Here is a 12575-nt window from a genome sequence, read left to right on the forward strand (position 1 = left end):
ACCTATTTTTGCAAAAATGTTAAAAAAAGGTGTTATGAAAAAGATGTTATTTGTAGTGGGATTTATGATTTTTTCAATCGCGATGATTGGACAAACAGAGAAAAAAGAAAGTTGGTATTTTAAATTAGGAGGATCGTATTTTATGCAAACGGCGGCGACAGAATTTCCAGTGGTTTCAGGTCAGTTGCCAAACACGGATGTTTACGCTTCAAATGGAACAACTTTACTTTCAAGAGAAACAAATCACGGATCTTTTGGTGAAGGATTTAGAGTAGGTGTAACAGGAGGTTACCGTGTTTCTTCAAGGTTGGGTTTTGAGATGGGATTTAATCATTTTAAAAGCAACAGTAAAACTATGGTAGAAACCGTTAATAGGTTAGTGGCTCCTGGTCCTGTTTTCGCTTCAGGGAAAGCACAGGGAACAATTACCGCATTTGATTTGGCTCCAGCAATTGTTCTATTTTTAGGGGAATCGAAAGGTTTTGAACCATATACAAAAGTAGGGGTAATTGTGCCGGTTTCTGGAAATTTAACCATTGAAACAAACAGAACATATACAACTCCTAGTGGAAATGTAAATACATACTCTAAAGAAAAAGTATTGCCAAACCCAACTGTAGGTTTTATGGCAGTTGTAGGTACTTCTTATAAACTAGGAAAAAATATTTCAGTGTATGGAGAATTAGAATACCGTAATTTCACAGTACATGGAAAGTCTAAAGAAACAGAAGTTTATACAGAAAATGGAGTTGATAATTTAAATACGCCTACATCGTTTCGTCCCGATGCATCTTATTCTGTAAACCACGTTAATTATGTAGATCAAATTAATAGTACTTCAAATAACAAAGCGACAAATTCTGCCGGTTTTGATAGTACGAAAGCTTCTGATGATATAAGCTCTTATGTTGGTATTAGTGGTCTAGGTTTAACTCTTGGATTAAAATATAGCTTGTAAAATAGCTTTTATACGTGAAGGGATGTTTGTGAAAGCATCCCTTTTTTATTTTAAAAAAATAATATTGGAGAACACGGATTTTTAGCCCTGATGGTAGCGGCATCCTTTTCCTTTTTTCTTTAAAAAGGAAAAGATATAGCGAACAGCAGGAAATTGCTCCAGAAAAAGCATTAATTTATAAAGCAAATAGGTATTGATAATAGATTAATAGTCAAAACTAATTTACGAATAGTGTTTGATTTGTTTTTAATTTCTAAATTTGTAGTTGGGTTTGAAACATCAAAATAGTCAAACCATAAACTCTAAATAAAATATTATGGCATTAGCAATAACGGATGCTACTTTTGAAGAAGTAGTTTTGAAATCAGATAAACCGGTGATGGTTGATTTTTGGGCAGCATGGTGCGGACCTTGTAGAATGGTAGGTCCAATCATTGATGAATTAAGCAACGAGTACGAAGGAAAAGTTGTTATAGGAAAAGTTGATGTTGACGCAAACCAAGAATTTGCTGCTAAATACGGTGTTAGAAATATCCCAACAGTTTTGGTTTTTCATAATGGTGAAGTAGTAGGAAAACAAGTAGGAGTTGCTCCAAAGCAAACGTATGCTGATAGTTTAGATGCTTTGTTGTAAAATAGAGTAGGATTGATATAAAATCTACTGAGATTTAATTAAAAGGTTTGGCGCAAGTCAAGCCTTTTTTGTTTTAGTTAAATTTAATTCAGCTTCTCTATTGATTATTTTAATCTTTCAATCCTTAAATTATTAAATTTTTCATTCTTTTTAAATACATTTGAGATATGAAGATAGAATCGCAAATAGAGAAAATTTCCAGTTTTCAGCACCTAGAGTTGCTGGCTAATCAGGTCGTAGAAGGTTTTATTTCGGGTATGCATAAAAGTCCGTTTCATGGCTTTTCGGCAGAGTTTGCAGAGCACAAAGTCTACAATGTAGGCGAAAGTACCAAGCATATTGATTGGAAATTATATGCCAAGACCGATCGTTTGTACGCCAAACGATTCGAGGAAGAAACCAACCTGCGCTGCCATATTATTATCGATAATTCGTCATCGATGCATTATCCTAAATTGAAAGAGAACCAGCAGTTTTTTGAGAATAAAATTGGTTTTTCAGTTTTGGCCTCAGCAGTTTTAATGAATTTGTTGAAGAAACAGCGGGATGCTATTGGATTAAGTGTGTATTCAGATACTTATGAGTACTATGCGCCTGAAAAAGGTAGTGATCGCCATCATAGAATGATTTTGAATGCGCTAGAAGGATTATTGACAAAGCCAGTTGCTAAAAAAAGTACTGATACGGTTACCTTTTTGCATCAAATTGCTGAAAAGATTCACCGACGTTCCATGATTATCTTATTTACAGATATGTTTCAGTCCAGTGCTGATGGATCAGAAGAAGCCTTGTTTAATGCTCTGCAGCACTTAAAGCACAACAAGCATAAAGTAGTTTTATTTCACGTTGTCGATAACAAAACAGAGTTGAATTTTGACTTTGACAATGCTCCCAGGAAGTTTATTGATGTAGAAACAGGAGAAGAGGTAGCTGTTTTTGCCGATACAGTCAAAGAAGAATATGAAAAACAGGTGGAAAGTTACTTTAAAAAATTAGCATTGACCTGCTCACAAAACCGAATAAAGTACATTCCAGTAAGCGTTGGTGAAAATTTTGAAAAAATTTTAATGACATACTTAGTTGAAAAACAAAACTTTGGCTAAGAGATCTAAATTTTATCAAATATTTTTTAAAAAAACGCTTGTGTAAACGGAAATCTATTGTATCTTTGCCACCGCAATAACGCAGAGGTTTGGTAGTTCAGTTGGTTAGAATACATGCCTGTCACGCATGGGGTCGCGGGTTCGAGTCCCGTCCAGACCGCAATATTGGGGAAAGCCTTTCGTAACAGAAAGGCTTTTTTGTCCCTTTAAGGTTTTTAACGTTAGTTGTGTTGTTTGCTACGAATTTGTAACTCGTAGCGGGTTTAGTAGTTAGACCAATGAAAAGCTTTCCACCCTGGTGGATAGCTTTTTTGATTTTAAAGTAGGTTCGTTTGCTGAATAAAGAATCTAAATCACTTTAAAAGAGCTCGGATTTATGTTGCCAAACAATCCACAAAAACAATCCCAAATACAGTACGCAAAGTATAAATTTCATGAAGCTTGATGCTAGAAAGCCTATGAACGAACCTACGGCTGCTTTTAAAGCGCGTTTGTGATCATTGAGATCAAATATAAGCTCACCTATCAATGCGCCAATAAAAGGTCCAATAAGGAAGCCAAAAGGTATTGGAGCAAGAATACCAACGATTAATCCAATAGTAGTTCCCCATACCCCATAAGAGCTGCCGCCAAATTTTTTAGTGCCTTTGGCTGGGATTACAAAATCTAAAACAGAAATAATTATTGTAATTAACAATGTAGCGCCTAAAACCCAATAATTTGCTGGTACAGCAACTGTAAAGTACAAGAGTAGTAATCCAACCCAACTTAATGTAGGTCCAGGCAAAACGGGTAAAAAACTACCCAAAACCCCTAAAATCATACAAATAAAACCAAGAGCAAAAAGCAGTACATCCATACATTTATTTTTAGTAATTTTGAAAATACAAAATCAGCATTGTATTTAACTCATGAAACAGGTCCAATTTAATAAAGCATTATCGATTATCGTCTTTTTTACTTGTTCGTATTGGACTATACATGCCCAAGAAATAAAAGTTACGGATAAGGATATGTCTATAAAAGAAATTATTTACAATGAAAATAGAGTAAAAGTATTAAATTATTCTTTGAAAGAGTTTGATGCGCTTTTTTTTGAATTTTTTGATAAAAAATCAAATCCATCGCTACTGTTGACAAAACAGGAATTCTATACTTATACCATACAAATCGCTATTTTTTCAGATCGTTTGGCGGCATTGTATCCAGATCAAAAAGAAATTGCTGCTACAAACAAAAAGAAATGGTTTGCAGAAGCCTATGAAGATTATTTAGTTTTGAAAGCATCTCAAAAAAAATAAGTGTAATTTTAGATCCTATTAGTTCCATTCAAAAACAAAACCTTGAAGCAGTATTATCTCTTTTTCGTATTTCTCATTTTTAATTCCTGTCAATACTTTGACAAGCAAATCCCTTCGGAAAAGGAATTGTTACAAAAGGAATTGAAATCCATCAACTGGAAAGAAGTAGATGAATACCCATCGGTAGTTGATTGTGAAAAAATAGAAGATAAAAAGCAACGTCAACAGTGTTTTTTCGAAGTTTTAACGCAGCTGATTCAAGATAAGTTACGTGTTGATACCCTTTCAATTCTTTATCCTGAACTGGACACAATAGAGGTAAAGGTCACTATTTTTCCTAATGCTACAATGCAATTCGAGCCTCAATTTCCTAAAGATTCGGTTGCCTATGACAAAACTAAAATCGATAGTATTCTTAAAGTCCGTTTAGTTGATTTTCCAAAAATTAATCCCGCCATCAAACGTGGAATTCCTGTGAAAACGCAATTTATACTGCCAGTAATTTTAAAAGTAGAGTAGTTTTATTGTTCTTAGCGAAGTTTAATGAGGAGCTATTTCCAGCTGTTCACTATATCTTTTTCTTTTTAAAGAAAAAAGAAAAAGGATGCCGTTACCATCTGGGCTATGGTTGTAGTGCAAATCAGAATCTTCTCCCCTTCCATTCGTATTCTCCAAACAAAGAATACAGAGCCACGCTTGTACTAAAAAAAGGATAGAACAAACTGCTCAAAATCAAATACCTGATTTTTTTTTTGGTTAAAAAACGATTGGTTTTGTAAATCAAAATGGTGTCTACAGTAAACTTTGATGCGATGATCAAAATGATAATCGAAATAGGTACTACACCAAAGAACCAAAGTCCAATACTTAAAACCCAACATAAATTCCCTGCAAATACTAGCAGTCCCAATCCCTTCCCGAAAGCACTCTGATACGAACTTGTTTTTGAGGCCCATCGAACGCGCTGATAGCACAATGATTTCCAATTATCCAATGGTTTTGTAATGACAATGTTATTTATAGATTTTAGATAGCTTACTTTTTCAGGGAATTTAGCAATCGCTTTTTGCAAAAGGAAAACATCATCGCCACTAGCAATTGTATCGTTTCCATGAAAGCCATTCAATTCCTGGAAAAAGGATTTGGTATACGCAAAGTTGGCGCCATTGCACATAAATCCTTTATTAATACCAAAACTCCCAATGGTAGCGCCTTGTAAACTTGCTATATCCAATTGCTGGAAATGATGTAAAAATGAATTGTCACAAGTATACGTTACTGCTCCGGCAATCATGGCAACATCATGAAGCTGAATGTAATTATCCAAGGTCAATAACCAGTTTTTATCAACTACACAATCGGCATCGGTGGTGATAATCCAGTCTGTATTTATAATTTGCATCGCGGTTACAATGGCATCTTTTTTAGGTGAATTGGAAAACCGATCGTTAGTTACGATTGAAACTTTAAACTTTAAACTTTTGACTTTAAACTTTTCCTTAGAATCATCATCAACTAGAATCACTTCGAATAAATCTATTGGATAATTCAACCTCGAAAAACTGTCTAATAGAAGCGGCAAGTTTTCATTTTCATCCCGAAATGGAATGATAATGGAGAATTTTGTTTTTGGCGTTAAGCCGATACTTTCGGTTGTATTCACCTTGGTAAAACCATAAATCAGTACTAGTATCGCCAAGCAATAGATGAGGGTTATGAGGAATAAAACAATTGGAATCATAATTATTTTATATAGTTTCGTCTTCCTCTCCTTTGGAGAGTCCCGAAGCTTCGGGAGGGGAGAGGATTTTAAAATTCAAGACAAAATAACTACCAATTACAACTGGTAATACCACATTGAGAAACCACATCAAAGTAGAAATGAAAATTACAATCCATTCGTTGACGCCTAAAATCCCAAAGAAATAAACAGCAACACTTCCTTTAACGGCAAAGTCCAAAAATTGAAAAGTAGGCAGCGAAGACGCTAGAAAATAAACAGATGAAATCGTAGCAATCATCGTGAGGTATGGCAAATCAACATCAAAAGCCAAAAATAAAAAGTAGTATTGGTGCGAGAAAACCAAATAACGACAAATACCCAAAAAGATGTTTTTTTGATGAATGGATTTTGGAATTTCATTAATCTTATGAATCAGTTTTTCGATTGAATAACCTTTAATTGTGATTTTTTTGACTAAAAATAAAACTAGGAAAAGCAGTAGTAGCACTGCAAGAAGCAGCACTGCCGTTTTTGTCGTAATCACATGGTATTGCGCATTAAAATACAACAACCCAATAAATCCAAAAATAACGGTTAGTATCATTTGGATTCCGTTACAAATTAGGTTCAGGAAAATTACTTTTTTTGTATTATATTTTTCGAAAAACAATGCTTTTCCAGCATATTCGCCTATTCCATTTGGTGTAAAAAGTCCGGCCGTTAATGCGCCAAGAACTTGTTTAGTTGCTTCGCCCAAAGATATTTTATGGATAAATGCTACTAGGTTTTGCCATTTCAAGATTTCAAAAAACCGATTTAAAACACTTAATAACAAAATAAAGGCGATCCCACCAATGGATTTATTTTTTTGAAATATAACAATGAATTTTTGCCAGTCGAGTTTGTCGTTATTGGCAAGTTGATTGTAAATAAAATAAAACGCACCGCCAACGATCAAAAGTTTGATTAGAACTACGAGTAATTGTTTAGTTTTGTGTGGAATTGAAATCATCGTTACAAAGAAACGAAAACTTTGAACTTCGAACTTTAAACTTTAAACAAATCTTTTGTCAAACGAACGCATCATATTAGGAATTGATCCTGGAACCACAATTATGGGTTTTGGATTGATAAAAATTGTCAATAAAAAAATGCATTTTTTGCAGTTAAATGAGTTGCAATTGTCCAAATACGACAATCACTATCAAAAACTAAAAATCATTTTTGAACGAACCATTGAATTAATTGATACACACAATCCGGATGAAATTGCAATTGAAGCTCCTTTCTTTGGCAAGAACGTGCAATCGATGCTGAAGTTAGGTCGCGCGCAAGGTGTGGCCATGGCGGCTGGACTTTCTAGAGACATACCAATTACAGAATACGAACCCAAGAAAATAAAAATGGCAATCACCGGAAACGGAAATGCTACAAAAGAGCAGGTAGCCAAAATGCTACAACAACTTTTAGGGCTGAAAGAATTACCTAAAAACCTTGATAGTACAGACGGATTGGCAGCAGCAGTTTGTCATTTTTTCAATTCTGGAAAAGTGATAGGTGAAAAAAGTTATACTGGGTGGGATGCTTTTGTGAAACAAAATGAGGAAAGAGTTAAAAAATAGCCAGACTATGCTTAGATAATCTAGCTACTAAATATTTGAAATTCTAATTACTTTATTTCTTCGTATTGATAATTAAAAGCACCATTGGTAATAGTGTAATTAGTATCGGTTTGATTTGTAAAATTCGAAGAGGTGGTAAATTTGAAGGTTCCTTTAACAATTTTTGTTTTGGCATTAACTTCTGTTATTGTAATAGTCCCTTCCTTAGTAAATTCAAATACATCATTTGAATTATCTGTTAAATCTATGGCGTGTGATGTAGGATTGTTTTCATCTGTGGTAAATGCATATGTTCCTACTGCAATTTTTGTCCTTTTTAACCAAATATTAATTTCAGGATCTCCAAATATTCCACCTTGACGACCTTGAAGCATAACAAAATCCTCTTTTGGATAATAAGACCAAATATTTGTAATAGAAAATAGGTTATTACCAAAAGGATTGTTGGCACTAAAAGATTTGCCATTAATTGTAGCTGTCATAGCAAATTCTGATTTGGTATCCGAGCTATTGTTGTCATCAGAAGAACAAGAAAAAATAATAAATGGTACGATAAGAAGTAATTGAGTAATTTTTTTCATAATAGAAATAATAAGTTTGGACAAATTTAGATAATTATTTCTATTTTAGTAAGAATATTAGTTAATTTAATTTTGGTAACATTCTGCTTAGAAAAAAAAATTATTATTTCCCGACAAAAGGAACGGGTACCCAATATTGTTATGAAGTTAATGAAGAATACTAGATTTAAAAGATAATTTTAATTTTATTAAGGATTAATGATATTTATTCAAGAGCAAGATTTAACTTGCTCTTTTTTTATTATGTCAGGAATCTACATTCATATCCCTTTTTGTAAGCAGGCATGTCATTACTGTGATTTTCATTTTTCGACTTCGATGAAGAAGAAAGAGGAGATGGTTATGGCTATTGCCAAAGAAATTCAAATGCGTAAAAGTGAGTTTGATAATCAAGAAGTCGAAACCATTTATTTTGGTGGAGGAACGCCAAGTGTTTTAACTTTTAAAGAAATTAATTTGTTGATTGAGTCAGTTTACAGTCATTATTCAGTACTTGAAAACTCCGAAATCACGCTCGAAGCCAATCCGGATGATTTGTCAAGTGAGCGAATAATTGAATTGTCTAAAAGTAAAATAAATCGTTTAAGCATAGGGGTTCAGTCGTTTTTTGAAGAGGATTTACAACTAATGAATCGCGCTCATAATTCGGCGGAAGCCAAAAAATGTTTAGAAGAAGCGACCCAATATTTTGATAACATTTCGCTGGATTTAATTTATGGAATTCCTGGCATGAGCAATGAGAAATGGAAACAAAATATCGAAACTGCACTGTCTTTTGGAATACCGCACATTTCAAGTTATGCTTTGACAGTAGAGCCTAAAACGGCGTTGAATAAACTGATACAAACGGGAAAAATTGCTGCTCCTAAAGATGAAGTAGCGCAAGAACATTTTGCTGTTTTGGTACAAACGCTCGAAGCCAATGAATTTATACACTATGAATTGTCAAATTTTGGCAAAGCCAATTATTTTTCAAAGAATAATTCGGCGTATTGGTTGGGGAAAAAATACCTTGGAATTGGTCCTTCGGCCCACAGTTATGATGGTGTTTCAAGAAGTTGGAATGTTTCGAACAATGCTATTTATTTAAAATCGATTCAAGAGAATAAATTGCCAAATGAAATAGAAATTCTTTCGATTACGGACCGGTATAATGAATATATTATGACTGGTTTGCGGACTATTTGGGGCGTTTCTTTGGATAGAATTGAAACCGAATATGGAATGGAATATTTAAACTATTTGAACAAACAAGTTCGTAAATTCTTGGAGGATGACTTGGTGTTTGTCGAAAATAATATCTTAAAACCTACCGCTAAAGGAAAGTTTTTGACCGATGGAATTGCAAGTGATTTGTTTTACTTAAATTTAGAATAGAAATTAACCACAAAGAAACAAAGATGGCACAAAGTTCACTAAGCTTTTGTGTGCCTTGTGACTTCTTTGTGAACTTAGTGTTTAAAGAAATATGATAGCAAGCATCAACAACGAATTTAAAATCGACTTATCAAAACCCATTGATATTTCGATTCCGTTAACGAATACCGATGAAAATCCAATTGCTTGGTATATCGAGAAGCCAGTCATTGAACCTGTAGTTTTTGGGGATTGGATAGGCAAAGTTTCGGAAGGGAAATCATCAACCAATTTCAACAATATTTTTTTCAATCCGCACGGACACGGAACGCATACGGAATGCTTGGGTCATATTACACGGGAATTTTACAGCATCAATCAATGTCTGAAACAGTTTTTCTTTATGGCTGAATTAATTTCGGTTCAACCAGAATTACAAGAGGAAGATTTGGTGATTTCTAGAAGCCAAATTGAAAAGGCTCTGAATGGTAAAACTCCTGATGCAATTGTTATTAGAACATTACCTAATTTAGAAGGGAAAAAGCATTTGAAATATTCGAATACTAACCCGCCTTATCTGGAGGATGATGCTGCGCGTTTCATTCGCAAAAGCGGAATAAAACATCTATTGATTGATTTGCCAAGTGTCGATAAAGAAAAGGACGATGGAAAATTAGTAGCGCACAAAGCTTTTTGGAATGTAACCGATGTTAATAATCTGAATGCTGATGCACGATTGGACTGTACGATTACGGAGATGATTTTTGTTTCAAATGAAGTGAAAGATGGTGCTTATTTGCTGAATTTACAAATTGCCTCTTTTGAGAATGATGCGAGTCCTAGTAAGCCTGTTTTGTACGCTATTTTGAAAGATGAATTATAAATTTTGAATGTAAATAACTTCAAAAAATGAACTTAGAAACCTACTACGAATATTGCTTGTCTAAAATAGGAGTGACGGAACATTTTCCTTTTGACGAAGATACTTTAGTTTTTAAAGTGGGCGGAAAAATGTTTGCATTGTCCTCTTTAAGTCAATGGGAAAAAGGACAACCATCTGTTAATTTGAAATGTGATCCAGAGCGCGCTGAGGAATTACGCGCCGAATACGATGACATTCAGCCTGGTTTCCATATGAGTAAAACCCATTGGAACACCATTGCTCTGAATGAATCAGTTTCGGATGCGCTTGTTAAAGAGTTGATAGATCATTCCTATGAATTGGTTTTCATAAGTTTAACTAAGAAAAATGCAAAACGAAATCCAAGAATTAGACAATTAGGCATTACTTTTGCGATTAAATGTCTAATAAAACTATAAACACTGATATAAATTCAGCTTATCATATGAAAGAACAATTTAAGAAGTTTTTAAACGAGGAACAAGATCCAAAGGCTATTGAAAAAATCGCTGCAAAATTGAGTGATTTATTAATGAAAAATGAAGAGATAGGGTATATCGCAGTGCAAAAAAAACCGGCTTTAACGGTTTTACCCGATGGTATTGTGATGACCAATAAAAGAATTATCATCTGTCAGCCTAAAAACCTAGGACTTTCAATGAATTTTATTGATTATACTTGGGATGAGATTGAAGGTACTTTTGTAAAAGAGAACATTCTGGGTTCTGAATTTTCGTTTACAACCAAAACCAACATGGAAGTTTCTATCGATTATATTCCTAAAATTCAGGCGCGTAAAATTTTTACATACGCAAAAGAGCAATTGGATGTTTTGAAAAGTGGTTCGGCATTACATGCGACAGTTATTAATGAAGTTCCTGAAATTTCGATAGAAGACGAAGTGGAGGTTATTGAAGAAATGGACACGGAAGAAGTGACTAGTTTTGCTGAAATAATGCCTGTTTCTCAGCCTCATTTCACTGCTGAAAATCACGATTTTGAATCGATTGCAACAAGTCCAAAAGACAAATCTTTAAGCGATTTATCACAAGATGAACTGTTTGAAAAACTACAGAATTATAAAAAATTACTAGACAACGGATTGATTCTACAAGGCGAATACGACGCTTTCAAAAAAGAGATTTTGAGTTTTATGTAAGTTCTCTTAAAGGTCGAAAGTCTTAAAATCAAAAGTCTTAAAGTTAGAAGGTTATTCTTGACTTTAAGACTTTTGACTTTTTAACTTGAGGATTACAGTGTTCTTTTTTGCTTTTCTACAAAATTATTAGATTGTAATTCCAGTAAATCAGTGGCGTTTTTTCGCTGTAAATCATACAGTTTTTTATCGTCAGCTATATCGCCGTAGACTTTGTCGTGCATCGTGGCGCTAGTTTTTACAAGCAGAGTACGTTGGTATTTATCTTGTTCAATAGTTGCTTTCAATGCGGTTTCAAGATCTTCCAGTTTATAATCGTATTCCCCTTTTGGAGATAAAAGTTTAGCAATAATTGGAGAAGTTTCAATGGCTAAAAACAAAAGCATAATAAAAAACGAAGGCAGCCATGGTAATTTATCCAAGGCATTGATTCGTGCCATTAAACCGTCAAATCCATCAATAATAGGCTGCGTTTCGGTAACTTTCTTATCTAAATCGGTTTGCAGCGTTTTAGTGTTTTTCTCCATAACAGCAATTTTAGCCAAGTTGGTTTTTTGCAAGGTGTCCAGTTCTTGTTTTGCTACATCATGTTTGGCTATTTTTTCTTTAAAAACGGGGCCTTTGCCTAGCTTTTTGGTTCCTGCAGTTCCTTCGGCTTCTGTGATGTACGTTTCATAAAGCGTATTGACTTCTTTCTCTTTGTTTGTGATTTCTAATTTTAGTTTATCGATTTCTGTTTTATTTTTATCCAAATCCGATTTGAAATAATTCGCTACTTCCTTTTTATTATTTAGAGCCATCGCATTTTTCTCTTTCAACAAAACGGTATTGATTTCTTTCTCGAAAATTTTAATTTCTAATGGTTTCGAAATGACAATCGCAATGATGATGGCCAAAATAATTCGTGGAGTAGCTTGTAAAAATTCAGCACCAAACTGGTCTCTTTTTCGAATAGTAGAAACAATAAAACGATCTAAGTTAAAAATTAGCAGACTCCAAACAATACCAAAAGCGATAGCGGGATAGATGCTGTCAAATACGGTGAATAAGGCATACGCACTAGCTAAAAAAGCCATTACTGCAGTAAAAAAAACAGTGGCGCCAATACCTACATATTTGGTTTGTTCGCCTTCTGAGCAGCCGTCAAGTAGATCTTTGTCTGCGCCAGAGCAAAGGATGAAAAATGATTTAAACATGATTGATTATTTTTTGATGATTGTTTACAAATTTAACGCCAAAA

At 34.0% G+C, this 12575-nt stretch carries 15 protein-coding genes and 1 tRNA gene; 11 read left to right on the forward strand and 5 right to left on the reverse strand.

Annotation, left to right across the window (positions count from 1 at the left end):
* The first annotated feature begins 34 nt into the window (after window positions 1-34).
* The 4 genes from ACNQGB_RS05530 to ACNQGB_RS05545 all read left to right on the forward strand — a co-directional run bounded on the left by ACNQGB_RS05530 (window position 35) and on the right by ACNQGB_RS05545 (window position 2855).
* Complete coding sequence (locus tag ACNQGB_RS05530; protein ID WP_417946471.1) at window positions 35-958, forward strand: outer membrane beta-barrel protein; 924 nt, start codon at window positions 35-37, stop codon at window positions 956-958.
* A gap of 316 nt (window positions 959-1274) precedes the next feature.
* Window positions 1275-1592 (forward strand): thioredoxin, encoded by a 318-nt coding sequence (gene trxA / locus ACNQGB_RS05535; RefSeq protein WP_066083169.1) that lies wholly within the window; start codon window positions 1275-1277, stop codon window positions 1590-1592.
* Between the two features lie 167 nt (window positions 1593-1759).
* The gene (locus ACNQGB_RS05540) at window positions 1760-2695 is read left to right on the forward strand and encodes a DUF58 domain-containing protein (protein ID WP_417946469.1); all 936 of its coding nucleotides are present in this window, start codon (window positions 1760-1762) and stop codon (window positions 2693-2695) included.
* An 86-nt stretch (window positions 2696-2781) separates the two neighbouring features.
* Window positions 2782-2855, forward strand: a tRNA-Asp gene (locus ACNQGB_RS05545).
* A gap of 198 nt (window positions 2856-3053) precedes the next feature.
* Here the strand turns inward: ACNQGB_RS05545 and ACNQGB_RS05550 are convergent.
* Window positions 3054-3554, reverse strand: coding sequence for a DUF456 domain-containing protein (locus tag ACNQGB_RS05550; protein ID WP_417946467.1), 501 nt, complete (start codon window positions 3552-3554; stop codon window positions 3054-3056).
* 52 nt (window positions 3555-3606) lie between these two features.
* Here ACNQGB_RS05550 and ACNQGB_RS05555 point away from each other — a divergent pair, with 52 nt between their 5' ends.
* Both ACNQGB_RS05555 and ACNQGB_RS05560 read left to right on the forward strand, forming a co-directional pair.
* Window positions 3607-3996: a hypothetical protein gene (locus ACNQGB_RS05555; RefSeq protein WP_417946466.1), complete on the forward strand. Its 390-nt coding sequence runs from the start codon at window positions 3607-3609 to the stop codon at window positions 3994-3996.
* Between the two features lie 42 nt (window positions 3997-4038).
* Window positions 4039-4515 carry a hypothetical protein gene (locus tag ACNQGB_RS05560; protein WP_417946464.1) on the forward strand — a complete coding sequence of 159 codons (477 nt, stop codon included), beginning with the start codon at window positions 4039-4041 and terminating at the stop codon, window positions 4513-4515.
* Between the two features lie 121 nt (window positions 4516-4636).
* On the opposite strand, the gene ACNQGB_RS05565 is transcribed toward ACNQGB_RS05560, so the two are convergent.
* Complete coding sequence (locus ACNQGB_RS05565) at window positions 4637-5737, reverse strand: glycosyltransferase (protein WP_417946463.1); 1101 nt, start codon at window positions 5735-5737, stop codon at window positions 4637-4639.
* A 7-nt stretch (window positions 5738-5744) separates the two neighbouring features.
* On the reverse strand, window positions 5745-6731 hold the full coding sequence (locus ACNQGB_RS05570; RefSeq protein ID WP_417946461.1) for a hypothetical protein: 987 nt from the start codon (window positions 6729-6731) through the stop codon (window positions 5745-5747).
* Window positions 6732-6786: 55 nt separating this feature from the next.
* Between ACNQGB_RS05570 and ruvC the strand changes: the two genes are divergently transcribed.
* Complete coding sequence (gene ruvC, locus ACNQGB_RS05575; RefSeq protein ID WP_472777079.1) at window positions 6787-7341, forward strand: crossover junction endodeoxyribonuclease RuvC; 555 nt, start codon at window positions 6787-6789, stop codon at window positions 7339-7341.
* 47 nt (window positions 7342-7388) lie between these two features.
* Here ruvC and ACNQGB_RS05580 read toward each other — a convergent pair whose 3' ends face one another.
* A complete protein-coding gene (locus tag ACNQGB_RS05580) occupies window positions 7389-7922 on the reverse strand; it encodes a Riean_0653 family protein (RefSeq protein ID WP_417945034.1) in 534 nt (177 codons plus the stop codon).
* A gap of 243 nt (window positions 7923-8165) precedes the next feature.
* Between ACNQGB_RS05580 and hemW the strand changes: the two genes are divergently transcribed.
* From hemW to ACNQGB_RS05600, 4 genes are all read left to right on the forward strand, one after another.
* Window positions 8166-9299 (forward strand): radical SAM family heme chaperone HemW, encoded by a 1134-nt coding sequence (gene hemW, locus ACNQGB_RS05585; RefSeq protein WP_417945040.1) that lies wholly within the window; start codon window positions 8166-8168, stop codon window positions 9297-9299.
* Between the two features lie 91 nt (window positions 9300-9390).
* Window positions 9391-10161 carry a cyclase family protein gene (locus tag ACNQGB_RS05590; protein ID WP_417945033.1) on the forward strand — a complete coding sequence of 257 codons (771 nt, stop codon included), beginning with the start codon at window positions 9391-9393 and terminating at the stop codon, window positions 10159-10161.
* A 26-nt stretch (window positions 10162-10187) separates the two neighbouring features.
* Entirely contained in the window at window positions 10188-10598 is a 411-nt protein-coding gene (locus ACNQGB_RS05595) for an MmcQ/YjbR family DNA-binding protein (RefSeq protein WP_417945031.1), read from the forward strand.
* A 26-nt stretch (window positions 10599-10624) separates the two neighbouring features.
* On the forward strand, window positions 10625-11338 hold the full coding sequence (locus tag ACNQGB_RS05600; protein ID WP_417945030.1) for a PH domain-containing protein: 714 nt from the start codon (window positions 10625-10627) through the stop codon (window positions 11336-11338).
* A 92-nt stretch (window positions 11339-11430) separates the two neighbouring features.
* On the opposite strand, the gene ACNQGB_RS05605 is transcribed toward ACNQGB_RS05600, so the two are convergent.
* Complete coding sequence (locus tag ACNQGB_RS05605) at window positions 11431-12531, reverse strand: DUF4407 domain-containing protein (RefSeq protein ID WP_417945028.1); 1101 nt, start codon at window positions 12529-12531, stop codon at window positions 11431-11433.
* Window positions 12532-12575 lie beyond the last annotated feature (44 nt).

Source organism: Flavobacterium frigidum, from assembly GCF_048286795.2.